The organism is Alkalihalobacillus sp. NPDC127517, from assembly GCF_050276055.1.
Classification (GTDB): Bacteria; Bacillota; Bacilli; order Bacillales; family Bacillaceae_D; genus Alkalicoccobacillus.
Window position 1 is genome coordinate 1 of sequence record NZ_JBNNQX010000004.1, and the last position, 14,452, is coordinate 14,452.

General features: G+C 42.9%; 13 protein-coding genes. All 13 read right to left on the reverse strand.

Annotated elements, in window-relative coordinates:
* Positions 1-214 precede the first annotated feature (214 nt).
* The 13 genes from pyrE to ACQKKO_RS05810 all read right to left on the reverse strand — a co-directional run bounded on the left by pyrE (position 215) and on the right by ACQKKO_RS05810 (position 14,250).
* Complete coding sequence (gene pyrE, locus ACQKKO_RS05750; protein ID WP_498645200.1) at positions 215-850, reverse strand: orotate phosphoribosyltransferase; 636 nt, start codon at positions 848-850, stop codon at positions 215-217.
* Complete coding sequence (gene pyrF / locus ACQKKO_RS05755) at positions 835-1,560, reverse strand: orotidine-5'-phosphate decarboxylase (protein ID WP_498645202.1); 726 nt, start codon at positions 1,558-1,560, stop codon at positions 835-837. The genes pyrE and pyrF overlap by 16 nt, the downstream gene beginning before the upstream one ends.
* The gene (locus ACQKKO_RS05760; protein ID WP_498645203.1) at positions 1,545-2,474 is read right to left on the reverse strand and encodes a dihydroorotate dehydrogenase; all 930 of its coding nucleotides are present in this window, start codon (positions 2,472-2,474) and stop codon (positions 1,545-1,547) included. Before ACQKKO_RS05760 ends, pyrF begins: the two co-directional genes overlap by 16 nt.
* Positions 2,471-3,253 (reverse strand): dihydroorotate dehydrogenase electron transfer subunit, encoded by a 783-nt coding sequence (locus ACQKKO_RS05765; RefSeq protein ID WP_498645205.1) that lies wholly within the window; start codon positions 3,251-3,253, stop codon positions 2,471-2,473. Before ACQKKO_RS05765 ends, ACQKKO_RS05760 begins: the two co-directional genes overlap by 4 nt.
* A gap of 15 nt (positions 3,254-3,268) precedes the next feature.
* Entirely contained in the window at positions 3,269-6,466 is a 3,198-nt protein-coding gene (gene carB, locus ACQKKO_RS05770; protein ID WP_498645207.1) for a carbamoyl-phosphate synthase large subunit, read from the reverse strand.
* A gap of 21 nt (positions 6,467-6,487) precedes the next feature.
* Positions 6,488-7,576: a glutamine-hydrolyzing carbamoyl-phosphate synthase small subunit gene (gene carA / locus ACQKKO_RS05775; protein ID WP_498645209.1), complete on the reverse strand. Its 1,089-nt coding sequence runs from the start codon at positions 7,574-7,576 to the stop codon at positions 6,488-6,490.
* Complete coding sequence (pyrC, locus tag ACQKKO_RS05780) at positions 7,573-8,853, reverse strand: dihydroorotase (RefSeq protein ID WP_498645211.1); 1,281 nt, start codon at positions 8,851-8,853, stop codon at positions 7,573-7,575. The genes carA and pyrC overlap by 4 nt, the downstream gene beginning before the upstream one ends.
* A 12-nt stretch (positions 8,854-8,865) precedes the next feature.
* The gene (locus ACQKKO_RS05785; protein ID WP_498645213.1) at positions 8,866-9,777 is read right to left on the reverse strand and encodes an aspartate carbamoyltransferase catalytic subunit; all 912 of its coding nucleotides are present in this window, start codon (positions 9,775-9,777) and stop codon (positions 8,866-8,868) included.
* 145 nt (positions 9,778-9,922) lie between these two features.
* The gene (locus tag ACQKKO_RS05790) at positions 9,923-11,236 is read right to left on the reverse strand and encodes a solute carrier family 23 protein (RefSeq protein WP_498645215.1); all 1,314 of its coding nucleotides are present in this window, start codon (positions 11,234-11,236) and stop codon (positions 9,923-9,925) included.
* A gap of 142 nt (positions 11,237-11,378) precedes the next feature.
* Positions 11,379-11,933, reverse strand: a complete 555-nt coding sequence (pyrR, locus tag ACQKKO_RS05795; RefSeq protein WP_498645217.1) for a bifunctional pyr operon transcriptional regulator/uracil phosphoribosyltransferase PyrR — start codon at positions 11,931-11,933, stop codon at positions 11,379-11,381.
* A gap of 185 nt (positions 11,934-12,118) precedes the next feature.
* Positions 12,119-13,033 carry an RluA family pseudouridine synthase gene (locus ACQKKO_RS05800; protein WP_498645218.1) on the reverse strand — a complete coding sequence of 305 codons (915 nt, stop codon included), beginning with the start codon at positions 13,031-13,033 and terminating at the stop codon, positions 12,119-12,121.
* The gene (lspA, locus tag ACQKKO_RS05805; RefSeq protein ID WP_498645220.1) at positions 13,030-13,497 is read right to left on the reverse strand and encodes a signal peptidase II; all 468 of its coding nucleotides are present in this window, start codon (positions 13,495-13,497) and stop codon (positions 13,030-13,032) included. The genes ACQKKO_RS05800 and lspA overlap by 4 nt, the downstream gene beginning before the upstream one ends.
* A gap of 93 nt (positions 13,498-13,590) precedes the next feature.
* A complete protein-coding gene (locus ACQKKO_RS05810) occupies positions 13,591-14,250 on the reverse strand; it encodes a TraR/DksA C4-type zinc finger protein (RefSeq protein ID WP_498645222.1) in 660 nt (219 codons plus the stop codon).
* Between the last annotated feature and the right edge of the window lie 202 nt (positions 14,251-14,452).

The following is a 14,452-nucleotide window of genomic DNA, read 5'->3' on the forward strand; positions in this document are numbered from 1 at the left end:
GAATGATGATGATATTGATTGATTCATAAAAAATATTTTTATCTCTTTAAAAACCTTAAAACCATTGATACATTAACTTTTTCGGAGGGAGTCTCGGGTTCTCCTTTCGCTCGTTTTACTAAAATATAAATGGCGAATGATTCAATGATTGAATCATTCGCCATTTTTCTAATTGATTTTTCGATACGTACCAGCCTTTTCTTTCTTATTCCTTTTACTTCATCCACGCATCAGACTGCGGATTCTCTCTCCATTTTGCGAGCATGCTTTGTTCTTCTTCTGTAATCACTTGAGTTTCTTTTGCTACTTGGATCAGGGTTGTGTAATCTGTTAAAACCGTTGCTTCAACTTCTGCTGCTTTTAATTGCTCCATTGCTTTTTCAAGCTCATATGTAAAAATCGCAGCAACCCCAAGCACTTCAGCTCCGTCTTCTCGTACTGCCTCCACAGCAGATAAAGAGCTCCCTCCGGTTGAGATTAGATCTTCAATGACAACCACTTTTTGTCCTGCTTCAAGCTTGCCTTCGATTCGCTTTTGTTTCCCGTGTCCCTTTGCGCTTCCTCTAACATAGATCATTGGTAATTCAAGCTCATCACTTACCCATGCAGCATGCGGAATTCCAGCGGTTGCTGTTCCTGCAATCACATCAACATCGGGATAGTTTGTTTTGATCAGATATGCTAATCCCTTTGCAATCTCACGACGAACTTTAGGATAAGAAAGGGTCAAACGATTATCACAGTAGATGGGTGATTTGATCCCTGAGCTCCATGTGAATGGATCTGCAGGCTTTAGACTTACGGCTTCAATAGATAATAATGTTTCTGCAAAGGTTACTTTGTTTGACATGCTTTCATCTCCCATTCTGTTTTCACTTGTTGATACGCTGCATACGGATCTGCGGCCTTTGTGATACTTCGACCCACAACGATACCCCAGCTTCCCTTTTCTCTTGCCTCAAAAGGTGTAACAATTCGGTGCTGATCGCTAGGATCGTCTCCAGCTAATCGAATTCCTGGTGTAACAGTTAGGAATGTTGAACCACACACTTGATGAATATCAGCGACTTCATGAGCGGAGCATACCACCCCGTCTAATCCTGACTCCTTTGTTACCCATGCGTAATGAGCGACAACGTCATTTATTGGTTGATTGATTAATAAATCATTTGTAAGCATTTGCTGACTTGTACTTGTTAGCTGAGTGACTGCTATAAGCTTTGCGCGGTCACGTCCAGCGAGTGTCCCTGCTTCAAGTCCTTCACGTGCTGCCTCCATCATCCTTTGACCCCCGGCAGCATGAACATTTACAAGATCAACATCGAGACTTGCCAATGCTTTCATTGCTTGCTTGACGGTATTTGGGATGTCATGAAGCTTAAGGTCCAGGAAAATACGATGCCCCTGTTTTTTTAGTTCCTCAATCACACCAGCACCTTCGCGGTAAAAGCCTTCCATTCCAATTTTCAGATCTAATGTTTCTCCTTTAAAATGAGCTAGAAAGGCTTGTCGTTTTTCTTTTTGCTCAAAGTCTAAAGCAATAATTAACGGATTGTGCATGTTTCCTTCCAGCTCCCTCCAATTAGATCTTGTACATGGTCAGCACCAAGTTCATCTAGCATGTCCGGAAGCTGCTTAATGAGCGTTGGACAAATCGTCGGATCGACAAAGTTAGCCGTACCTACTGCTACTGCACTTGCCCCTGCAAGTAAGAATTCAATAACGTCTTCAACCGTTTGCACGCCTCCCATTCCGATAATTGGAATGTCAACCGCTTGACTGACTTGATGAACCATTCGAATTGCCACTGGTTTAATGGCTGGACCAGATAATCCGCCATACTGATTAGCTAGAATTGGTTTTCTGGTCCTGATATCAATTCGCGAACCAAGGAGTGTATTAATCATTGATAACCCATCCGCGCCAGCCGCTTCTACTGCTTTTGCCATGGTGACAATATCCGCAATATTAGGAGATAGTTTTACATATACAGGTACGGATGATACTCGTTTGACTTCACGTGTTAACTCAGCCGCGACTTCAGGAATCGTTCCAAAAGCAATCCCGCCCTTTTTTACATTTGGGCAGGAGATATTTAATTCAAGTGCATGGACATTTTTAACCTTTGAAATCGTCTCTGCCACTTCAATATAGTCTTCCATTTCAGAGCCTGCTACATTGGCAAGAATCGGCACATCATAAGCCGCCAATCGAGGCAGTTCTTGTTGAATCACTGCGTTAAGTCCTGGATTTTGCAAACCAATTGCATTTAACATACCTGATTTTGTTTCCGCCACACGAGGTGTTGGATTCCCAAATCTAGGCTCTGCTGTTGTTGCTTTAATCGCAATTGCTCCAAGCTCACTTAAATCATAGAATTCAGCATATTCCTTACCAAATCCAAAACAGCCTGATGCAGGCATAATGGGGTTCTTCATTGATAATCCGGGTAACTCTATGTGTAAACGACTCATACAACAACCTCCCCTACAGGGAATACTGGCCCATCCGTACATACTTTACGATACGAAGCACCCTCTGGATCTGATTCTACGTGGCATACACAAGCAAAGCATGCACCAATGCCACATCCCATTCTTTCCTCAAATGATAAGAACGCTTTACGCTCACGGTACCGTTCTGTCAAAGAAGCAAGCATCGGAGTTGGTCCACACGCATAAAGCACGTCAAACGCTTTTACCTCTTGATCGATTGCATCTGTGACAAAGCCTTTAACCCCGTAACTGCCGTCTACCGTTGCTACATAACAAGCTCCGAGCGCCTTAAACTCTTGTTCGTAAAACGCGTCTTGTCTTGATTGGAAGCCAAGCACTGCCGTTACCTCTACACCTTTTTTAACAAGCTCTTTTGCCAGATAGTAAAGTGGAGGAACACCAATTCCACCTCCAACAAGCAGCGCATGATCACCGGTTTGTGCTGCGTCTAATGGAAAGCCATGCCCAAGCGGTCCAAGCGTGTCTATTGCCACACCATCAGTTTTTGCAGAGAGACGCTTAGTTCCAGCGCCTTCTGCTCGGTAAATCATCTTCATTTCACTTGTTTCAAGGTTTACATCACATATACTAATGGGGCGTCGTAATAAAAGATCGTCGTAAGAATCCACTTTGATATGAAGAAATTGTCCTGGCTCACGCATTTGCTGCACAAGTTCTCCGTGACATGTCAATTCAAAAATATTACGCGCAATTTCATGTTGTCTTACAACTGTTAGCGTACCTCGTTTCTGTTGCATCGTGACATCCCCCCCTTAAGCCTGTGTTTGCATCGCTGGCATACTTTCTGAAGAAAACGTGATTGATTCTAGCACGCGTAGTAGTGCGTCTGCCGTATCAATCGATGTTAAGCACACAACTCCATTTTCAACAGATTCCCGACGAATTCGGAAGCCATCTCGTGCTGTTTGCTTTCCTCTTGTCAACGTATTGATCACAAATTGCGCTTCTCCTTGGCGGATGGTATCAAGCAGATGAGGTTTTTCTTCGCCAATCTTGTTGACAACTTGCACTGGAATGCCTGCTTCCTTAATAAGTTTTGCCGTTCCAGCGGTTGCTTGTAGGCTGTATCCAATTCGGTGGAAGCGATGAACAAGACTCATTGCTTCTTCTTTGTCCTTATCAGCGATTGTGAACAAAACTGAACCATGAGTTGGGATTTTCATACCTGAGGCAATCAAGCCCTTGTAAAGTGCCTTCTCTAACGTTACATCTCGACCCATGACTTCTCCTGTAGATTTCATTTCAGGTCCAAGTGTAATATCTACTCGACGTAGCTTAGCAAATGAGAACACTGGTACTTTTACTGAAACTTCCTTCGGTTCTGATTGATAGCCTGTCTTAAACCCAAGCTCTGGTAATGTCTTACCTAACATCACTTTGGTAGCAAGGTTCGCCATAGACACACCTGTAATTTTGCTTAAGAATGGAACTGTACGGCTTGAGCGCGGATTAACTTCCAATACATACACATCATCTTTGTGCCATACAAATTGAATGTTTAGTAGACCAACAATTTTTAAACCTCGTGCAATGGCAATCGTACGATCAATTAATCGCTGCTTTAATTCTTCTGGAACCGACTGGGTTGGGTAGACCGCGATTGAATCTCCTGAGTGTACTCCTGCACGTTCAATGTGTTCCATGATACCTGGGATGAAAACATTCTCTCCGTCAGAGATCGCATCAACCTCAAGTTCTTTTCCTGTTAAGTACCTATCAATTAAGACGGGATGCTTTGGATTCACTTTTACTGCATTAGCCATGTAATTTAATAGCTCAGCTTCTTTATAGACAATTTCCATTGCTCGTCCACCAAGTACATAGGAAGGACGTACGAGTACTGGGTAGCCAATGTCTGTCGCAATGACGACCGCTTCCTCGACAGATGTTGCTGTTCGTCCGAGTGGCTGTGGAATATCTAGTTCTAATAGCGCTTGCTCGAATTTATCTCGGTTCTCGGCGCGATCCATGTTTTCAAGTGAGGTTCCTATAATTTTCACCCCACGGTTTTCAAGCTCATCGGCTAGGTTAATTGCCGTCTGACCACCAAACTGAACAATGACTCCTTCTGGCTGCTCTAAATCAATCACGTGCATGACGTCTTCAATTGTCAGCGGTTCAAAGTACAGCTTGTCAGAGGTACTAAAGTCAGTCGATACCGTTTCCGGGTTGTTATTCATAATAATCGCTTCGTAGCCTGCTTCACGAATGGCCCAGACTGAATGAACCGTTGCATAATCAAACTCAATACCCTGTCCAATTCGAATGGGTCCAGATCCTAGTACTAAGATACTTTTCTTATCTGTTCGAATGGACTCATTTTCTTCTTCATAGGTTCCGTAGAAATATGGAGTGCTCGATTCAAACTCTGCTGCACATGTATCGACCATTTTGTAGACAGGTACAATGCCTTTTTCCTTACGTGATTGGTAGAGTTCTGCTTCATCCATTCCCCAGATTCTTGCAAGGTATGAGTCAGCAAATCCTAGGCGCTTTGCTTGTTCAAGTAGTTCGTCATCGTTTCGATTCTCGAGTAGCTCGCTTTCAAGCTGAACAATACGCTCCAGCTTCTGAAGGAAGAAGAAATCAATTTTTGTTAGGTCATGGATCTCTTGAATGCCAACACCACGTCTTAACAGCTCACCAATCGCAAACATTCTCTGATCATCTGGTCTTGAAATCTTTTTACAAAGGTCTTCAGTTGATAAAGCTGGCATATCCGGATCAATTAAGTGATCATAGCCTGCTTCAAGCGAACGAACAGCCTTTAAAATGGATTCTTCAAATGAGCGTCCTATGGCCATGACTTCACCAGTTGCTTTCATTTGTGTTCCTAGACGACGGTTGGCTGCTTCAAACTTATCAAATGGCCATCTCGGTATTTTTGTCACAACGTAATCAAGTGCTGGCTCAAAGCTGGCATAGGTTGTGCCGGTGATCGGATTTTTTAATTCATCTAGGCTGTATCCTACAGCAATCTTTGCTGCCATTTTGGCAATCGGATAGCCTGTAGCTTTTGAAGCAAGTGCGGATGAGCGACTCACACGTGGATTTACCTCAATAATGTAGTACTGATTACTATCTGCATCAAGTGCAAATTGAACGTTACACCCACCCTCAATGCCTAGGGCACGAATGATTGAAAGGGAGGAATTTCGTAGCATTTGATAATCACGGTCTGTTAACGTTTGGCTTGGTGCGGTTACGATGGAATCCCCTGTGTGTACACCTACTGGATCAAAGTTTTCCATGTTACAAACAACAATTGCCTGGTTTTTGCTATCACGCATAACCTCGTATTCTACTTCTTTAAAGCCAGCAATGCTTTTTTCAACTAAGCACTGCGTCACAGGACTGTATTTTAACCCACTCTGGACAATCTCGATGAGTTCTTCTTCATTATGCACAATGCCGCCGCCTGTTCCGCCAAGTGTGTAGGCCGGACGAACGATGACTGGATAGCCAATCGTTTGAACAAACTGAAGTGCTTCATCAAGGGTATGCACAATCTCACTCTCAGGCACAGGTTCGCCTAGTTCATACATTAAGGAGCGGAACTGTTCTCTATCCTCGGCTTGCTGAATCGCATCAAGTTTTGTTCCAAGAAGCTCAATTCCATATGCTTCAAGGATACCTGATTGCTCAAGCTCCATTGCCATGTTTAGCCCTGTTTGCCCTCCAAGTGTGGCTAAAATACCGTCCGGTTGTTCCTGACGAATAATTCGACTAACAAACTCTAATGTAATGGGTTCAATGTACACGCGATCGGCCATTGTTGTATCTGTCATGATAGTAGCCGGATTTGAATTGATTAGGATGACTTCATAGCCTTCTTCTTTTAATGCTTGGCATGCCTGTGTACCTGCGTAATCAAATTCCGCAGCTTGACCGATTACGATTGGACCAGACCCAATCACCAAAATTTTGTTTATATCTGTACGTTTCCCCATGCTACTCATCCCCTTTTCTATTTACGCTAGTACATTTGTTGTTTGTGTTTGATTCATTAACGCCATAAACTGATCAAATAAATGGTTCGCATCATGCGGTCCAGGATTCGCCTCAGGATGATACTGCACGCTAAACGCTGGATAGTCCTTATGCGATAGCCCTTCTACTGTTTCATCATTTACTGCGATGTGTGTGATCATTAAATTTGTTCCTTTAAGAGATTCATGATCAACCGTGTATCCGTGATTTTGGGCTGTAATATCAATGGCTCCAGTTGAACACTCTCGAACTGGATGGTTTGAACCACGATGACCAAAACGCAGTTTACTTGTTGTTGCTCCTGATGCTAAAGCAAGAAGCTGATGGCCTAAGCAGATACCGAACAATGGAACGTTTCCAAGTAAATCTTTTACCGTTTGAATCGTTTCCGGTACATCCTGAGGATTTCCTGGTCCATTAGAGACAAGTACTCCGTCTGCTCCTAGGCGAATGATTTCCTCTGCGGGTGTGTTGTAAGGTACAACTACAACATCGCATCCTCGTTCAATGAGTTCAAGTAGGATTCCGTGCTTCATGCCACAGTCAACCAACACCACACGTTTTCCATTTCCCGGCACATGGTAAGGGTCCTTTGTTGATACCCTTGATACTTGATCTTGAAGTGGTGCGCTATCCTTTAAGTCTTGCACAACGTCCTGAACATTTACATTCATAGAACAGATACGCCCTTTTAATGTTCCTACTTCTCGGATCATCCGCGTCAACTTACGTGTATCTATGCCAGACAGTCCTGGAATTCCTTTTGCACGTAACAATGTATCAAGTGATTCCGCGTTACGCCAGTGACTAGGAGCGAGCTCCACCTCACGAACGATTAATCCATGGATTGCCGGGCTGATTGACTCAAAGTCATCTCGGTTAATTCCATAATTTCCGATGAGTGGATAAGTCAATGTAACAATCTGACCACAGTAAGAAGGGTCTGATAAAATTTCCTGATAGCCAGTCATTCCTGTGTTAAAAACAACCTCTCCACTCATCTCTTGATCCGCTCCGAACCCTATACCTGCTAGTACTTCGCCATTTTCTAAGATTAGTTGTTTTTTCATTTTGTGATCTTCTCCTTTTCCCAAACCAATTTTCCATCTACAAATGTTTGCACGGACCATCCAGCACAGTTCCAGCCTTCAAATGGCGTATTCTTTCCTTTTGATGCAAAGTGTTGCTTTTGGATTGGTTCTGTCCGTTGTAAGTTAACAACCGTAACATCCGCCTTTGCACCTGCTTCAAGAGTTCCTGAGTCGAGACCAAATGTTTTTGCTGGAATGACCGTTAACCAATCAACAAGCTGTTTTAGCGTCATGCGGTCTTTTTGGACAAATTCTGTATAAAGAAGTGGAAAGGCTGTCTCAAGTCCAACAATTCCAAAAGGTGCTCGTTCAATTGGCGCATTTTTCTCTTCTTCCGTATGAGGTGCATGATCTGTCGCAATAAAATCAATCGTTCCATCGAGTAATCCTTCGATTAAGGCTGCATGATCCTCGCTGCCTCTGAGTGGTGGATTCATTTTAAAATTTGTATCAAGACCTGGTATGTTATCCTCACAAAGTAATAAGTGATGCGGAGTCACTTCTGCTGTCACACGGATACCCGCTCGCTTCGCATCTCGTACAACACGTACCGATTCCTTTGTACTAATGTGGCATACATGGTAATGTGCACCTGCTGCTTCTGCAAGGAGGACATCTCTTGCAATATGTACCGATTCACAGACAGATGGGATACCATTGATACCTTGTTCTTTGGAAAAGTTTCCTTCATGTACTGAACCATTTTGAATGAGTGTATTGTCTTCACAGTGAGCAACAATGGCCATATCTACCTCTGCTGCACGTTTCATCGCTTCAAGCATCACACCAGCAGACTGAACACCAACACCATCATCTGTGAAAGCAAACGCACCTGCTTCTTTTAACCCTTTAAAATCAGTGAGCTCCTGCCCTAATTGTCTTGTTGTAATTGAAGCGTATGGAAGGACTCGAACCGATCCTGTTTCTTTTGCCCGGTTAACTAACCATTCCATTTGTTCAGGTGTATCGGGCACTGGACGCGTATTTGGCATCGCTGCAATGGTTGTAAAACCGCCTCTTGCTGCTGCATTTGTTCCTGTTTCAATCGTTTCCTTTTTCTCACCACCTGGCTCACGTAGGTGCACATGTGCGTCAACAAATCCTGGAAGAATGAGGTTCCCTTCTACATCAATGGTTTCAGTCACATCACTTGGATCAGCTTCGTATTGAATTTGTCCATTAATCATATAGACATCCTTTAGTACTTGCTCTCCATCCTGCGTTAGTACGTTTCCGTTGATTAGCTTAATTCCCATGTTAACGCCTCCTTAGATATGTTTAAGTGCTCGTTTTAATACTGCCATTCGTACAAAAACACCGTTTTTCATTTGTTTAAAAATACGCGACCGCTCGCATTCAACAAGCTCGTCGGCAATTTCAACCCCGCGATTCACCGGGGCTGGATGAAGAATAATACTATGCTTTTTCATCATTTGTTCTCGTTTAATGGTTAAACCGTACTGATCATGATATTGATCTTTTGAAAAGCTTTCATTTCCATCATGTCTCTCATGCTGAATTCTGAGCATCATCATAACATCCGCTTTTTTTACGGCCTCGTCCATGGAGAGATATCCGTAGTGATCTTCAAATCCATTCATCCATGAGCGTGGGCCGCAAATCCAGACATTCGCACCAAGCTTTGAAAGCATTTCTGCATTTGAACGTGCTACCCTGCTATGTCTGAGGTCTCCACAAATCACTACATCTAAATTGTCAAACTCTCCAAATTCCTGTTGAATGGTTAGAAGATCGAGTAAGGACTGAGTTGGATGCTGTCCACATCCGTCACCTGCATTAATAATCGGAATCGAAAGCTTTGGAAGAAGTTTCGCATAATACTCGTCCTCGGGATGCCTGATCACAACGACATCAGCTCCTATGGATTCAAGCGTTTTTATTGTGTCATACAACGATTCGCCCTTTTTGACACTTGAGGTCTCTCCGTCAAACTGAAGGAGTTCAAGCCCCAATTTCTTTTGCGCTACTTCAAAGCTGAAACGAGTTCTTGTACTTGGCTCAAAAAACAGATTAGCGACAAACTTAGGTGTGTCAGGCGTCCACATTTTCCCGTCTGCAAACGCTTGTGCCTCGTTCAGCAGAGCTTGAACCTCAGCTGTTGTTAAGTCTGAGACAGAAACAAGATTTTTTCGTTCGTTGATATGAATGCTCATCACCATCTTAACTCCTCCTCTAATCATCCGATTAAAACAAAAATGCCTGGAAAGTGACACTTTCCAGGCAGGTTCAAACAGACAGGTAGTCTGCTTGTTTATCCATACCTTGAAAGTCTCTCTGTACTTTTCTTAAAGATACGCTTGTCATTTATTTAGTTTGAGCAGGCTCTTCTTTCATCTCACCAAACATGTCTGTTTGTCCATAGCTAATCTCCTTATTAGGGAGAACCAGGTGTAGGAAAATCCCAACGATTGCTGCAACTGCCATTCCCGGGATTTGAACCGATTCATTCACTTGAATGAAGGCACCACCAATTCCGAGAACTAAGACCACTGATGAGATGATCAGATTACGCTTTTCACCGATGTTAATTTGGTTATCAATTAACATACGCAAACCAGATGATGCGATGATACCGAATAAGAGAATGGATACTCCCCCCATAACCGGTGAAGGAATGGATGAGATAATCGCAGAGACCTTACCGATAAAGGAGAAGATAATCGCGAGAACCGCTGCGCCTCCGATAACAAAGACACTAAACACTCGAGTAATGGTCATGACGCCAATGTTTTCGCCGTACGTAGTGTTTGGTGGTCCTCCAAGACCTGCAGCAATCACAGTTGCTACTCCATCTCCAAGGATTGAACGGTGTAACCCCGGCTTTTTGATAAAGTTACGTCCAGCTACCTTACTGATAACCATTTGTTGACCAATATGCTCTGACAGTGTGACAACAGCCACCGGAACCATGATAAAGGCTATGCTCCATGAAAAGCTAGGCGTATAGGTGACAAACGGCACGATCATCTCAGGAACCGAGAACCAAGCTGCTTCTTTAATTCCTGTTGTATCAACAAGTCCTAGGAAGTAAGCAAAGCTATACCCACCTACCAGTCCAAACAAGATCGGCACCAGTCCTAAGAATCCTTTAAAGAACATCGTTGCAATGATCGTAATGCCTAATGTAACTAAGGCTGTCATTAAATAATTCACACTATATTCAGAAGCTGCGTTATACATCGCTTGATTAACCGCACTACCTGCTAAACTTAAACCGATAACCATGATGACCGGTCCAACAACGATTGGAGGTAAGATCTTCATGAGCCAGTTTACACCAACAGACTTTATAATGAGTGCAACTACTCCGTATACGAGTCCGGCTAGAAAAGCTCCAACCATCGCTCCTTCCATACCACCGATCAAGGTCGCTGATTGTATCGGGATAATGAAAGCGAATGAAGAACCTAAATAAGCTGGTATTTGTCCTTTTGTGACAAGTAGGTATGCAAGTGTTCCTAGCCCGCTTGTTAGTAATGCCGTTGCAGGGCTAATCCCAACTAGAAATGGAACCAATACGGTTGCGCCAAACATGGCGAATAAATGCTGTAAACTGAACAATAACCACTTATCGGCTCTCGGTATTTCGCGAATGCCTACTTCTTTTCCTTGAATCAATGAAATCTCTCCTACTCCTATTTCTCTATCAAAAAACCCCCATGCTCGCGGCAAGGGGGCGTAAGAAATAGACCGGGGCCAATGGTAGCCACGCTATTTCCTAACCCTCTTGCCAGCCTCTCTGGACTGTTTTTAAAGAGGTTTAATGTATACTTGTTTCTGAACGTTGATCAATGACCACTTCATCGGCTCCATCTGCTTCCGTCACTCTTGCAGAAATAATCTCCGTTTTAGAAGTTGGTACATTCTTACCTACAAAATCCGGTCGTATCGGAAGCTCTCTATGGCCACGATCTACCAAGACTGCAAGCTGAATTTGTTCTGGTCGACCTAAGTCAATCAAAGCATCCAGTGCTGCTCTTACTGTACGTCCAGTGAATAATACGTCATCGACTAAAATAACTTTTAATCCGGCTATATTAACTGGTATGTCGGTTCCTTGAAGGATCGGTTCTTCATCCTGATGTTCGTGACTTAAATCATCTCGGTACAAGGTAATGTCTACTTCGCCAACAGGAATATCGTCTCCTTCGATTTGTTCGATTTTCCGAGCTAGGCGAGCAGCAAGATGTACACCGCGTGTTTTTATTCCTACGAGTACGCATTGTTCTACACCTTTATTACGCTCAATAATCTCATGCGCAATTCGTGTAATGGCGCGATTAATGGCTGCTTCATCAAGAATGATACGTGGCATACACTCATCTCCTTTGTGATGATAAAAAGACCTCTTCCGAATGCTGGGAAGAGGTCTCGTTTGCACAGAGAATACAGTTCACCCTACGAACTAAATTGTGCGTTCCGTTTTCCTTCCCAGCCTCTCAGGACTGATCTTAAAGGATCATTTGATTACATTTAGTATCGCAAACTTGTCGATGTATGTCAACGACTAACTTGCAGTTTTTTAAGTAGAACCTTCATATCCTCTGGCATTGGCGCTTCAAATACCATATCTTCACCTGTACGAGGGTGTGTGAAACCAAGCACGGATGCATGTAGTGCCTGTCCTTTAATATCAAGAGTTTTCTTCGGACCGTACTTAGGATCACCTGCAACAGGATGCCCAATATACTTCATGTGAACACGGATTTGGTGTGTACGTCCTGTTTCAAGCTGACACGTGATATATGAATACTTTTCAAACGTTTCAACAACTGTAAAATGAGTGACAGCGTCGCGACCGTTCATATCAGTCACCGCCATACTTTGACGATCCCGCTTGTCACGACCGATCGGCGCATCTACTGTCCCATGCTCGTGTGGTATAACACCGTGAACGATAGTTTGATACAGACGTTTGGTTGTTTTTGCTTTTAATTGATCCACCAGTGACTCATGAGCCTTGTCATTTTTAGCGACCATTAATAAACCAGACGTATCCTTATCAATCCGGTGAACAATTCCAGGGCGAATCACACCATTGATTCCCGGAAGATCGGAACAATGATGGAGTAACGCATTAACAAGTGTGCCATTTGGGTGACCTGGTGCTGGATGTACAACCATCCCACGAGGTTTATTAATAACAATAACATCCTCGTCTTCGTACACTACATCCAAAGGAATATCCTCAGCAACTGCTTCTAGTTCAACCGCCTCAGGAACCGTCACAGTTAACTGGTCAGCCACTTCCACCTTATAATTACTTTTCACCGGCTCATTATTTAATGTAACATGTCCATCTTTAATCCAAATTTGAATTTGGCTTCTTGATACATCATCCATTAAGTCTGTTAATAGTTTATCGACTCTCGTTTGTGCTTGTTCTTCATTTACTGTAAATTCAAATTGATTCATGCTTGCTTCTCCTTTTTTGCTTTCATTTCATCACGGATAAATTTCAGCAATAGAAGAGCTACCCCAATACATAATGCCGAATCTGCCACATTAAAAATAGCAAAATCATATCCAAAAATATACGTGTCTGCGAAATCTACTACTTCGCCTCTAAAAACGCGATCAATAAAATTACCGATGGCTCCTCCCAGGATTAAGCCTAAGGGAATACCAAGGGACGGTTGACCCTTTGCTTCCTTTTGAATGTAATAAATGAGTCCAACCACTACAATCACTGTAATAATGTAGAAAAACCACATTTGACCTTGTAAAATTCCAAAAGCAGCTCCCATATTACGGTGAGACGTAATGTAAGCAACACCTGGAATTAATTCAATTGAATCTCCACGCTCCATGTTTACAACGACTAACCACTTTGTTAATTGATCGATGGCAATCATAATTAATGCAAGAATATATGACACTTGTGTTCCCCCACTCATAACACTTCACAAACTTACTACGTTAAGATTGTAGCACAAAAAAATGGCGATGACACGCCCCATCGCCACAATTCCTTATTCTTGCTCATCTAATTCATCTGAATACTCTTCATATGATTGATTATGCTGTACGTTAATGCTCACATCACCTTGATATCCATATATATCAGTACTTGCAAATTGTTCATACTGTTCAACCGTCCCACGATTTTCATCTTCCTCTTCGGACACTGTATCCTCATAGGTCAGATCACGTTCATTAAATCGTTCAACCGATTGATACGAGTCCTCACTATCAAATTCCGTTTCCTGGTCAGACCCATCGTAGTTATTTTGATCAAACCCACCTAGCACTTCTTCTTCTACAGGTCGATAGTCAGGCATCATTGGACGCTTGGTATCCGCCACTCTAGCTAACGGATTCGCCTCAAGTCTTTCAAAAGGAATTTCAATACCTGTCATTTCACACTTCCCATAGGTTCCTTTATCTATTTTTTCAATTGCATGTAACACCTCTTCATACTCTTCACGAAGGTGCGCATGCAAAGCCATATCCTTTTCTCGCTCATATAGATCTGTACCCGCATCTGCAGGGTGGTTATCATATTGCGAGAGCTCCCCCGTGTTATCTGAGAGTGCCTCCATTTTTTCACCATTTATTCGCCCATCAAGTCGTTCCTCTAGATGTTGCTGTTGACTTAACAATTGCGTTTTGATTGCAGAATAGTCTCTCATGCCCTGCCTCCTAAATCATTAGTCTTCTTAGAATGACCAAAAGGAGAGTTTTTCATGACAGTCAAATGATGAAAAGATGGAGTCGCTATGGATTTCAGTGCTCTTTGTTGATTTCGCCCTCTCTTTGATGATTCCAACCCCTCTTTGTTGATTCACCACATCTCCCTCAAAATTCTCGCACTTAACAAAAAATCCCCTGTCT

Excerpts from the sequence above, each read along its gene's own strand:
- pyrE (WP_498645200.1), bottom strand. The coding sequence starts at position 850 with ATGTCAAACAAAGTAACCTTTGCAGAAACATTATTATCTATTGAAGCC.
- pyrR (WP_498645217.1), bottom strand. The coding sequence starts at position 11,933 with ATGCCACGTATCATTCTTGATGAAGCAGCCATTAATCGCGCCATTACA.
- ACQKKO_RS05765 (WP_498645205.1), bottom strand. The coding sequence starts at position 3,253 with ATGCAACAGAAACGAGGTACGCTAACAGTTGTAAGACAACATGAAATT.
- carA (WP_498645209.1), bottom strand. The coding sequence starts at position 7,576 with ATGAAAAAACAACTAATCTTAGAAAATGGCGAAGTACTAGCAGGTATA.
- pyrF (WP_498645202.1), bottom strand. The coding sequence starts at position 1,560 with ATGCACAATCCGTTAATTATTGCTTTAGACTTTGAGCAAAAAGAAAAA.
- carB (WP_498645207.1), bottom strand. The coding sequence starts at position 6,466 with ATGGGGAAACGTACAGATATAAACAAAATTTTGGTGATTGGGTCTGGT.
- ACQKKO_RS05785 (WP_498645213.1), bottom strand. The coding sequence starts at position 9,777 with ATGGTGATGAGCATTCATATCAACGAACGAAAAAATCTTGTTTCTGTC.
- ACQKKO_RS05800 (WP_498645218.1), bottom strand. The coding sequence starts at position 13,033 with ATGAATCAATTTGAATTTACAGTAAATGAAGAACAAGCACAAACGAGA.
- ACQKKO_RS05760 (WP_498645203.1), bottom strand. The coding sequence starts at position 2,474 with ATGAGTCGTTTACACATAGAGTTACCCGGATTATCAATGAAGAACCCC.
- pyrC (WP_498645211.1), bottom strand. The coding sequence starts at position 8,853 with ATGGGAATTAAGCTAATCAACGGAAACGTACTAACGCAGGATGGAGAG.
- ACQKKO_RS05810 (WP_498645222.1), bottom strand. The coding sequence starts at position 14,250 with ATGAGAGACTATTCTGCAATCAAAACGCAATTGTTAAGTCAACAGCAA.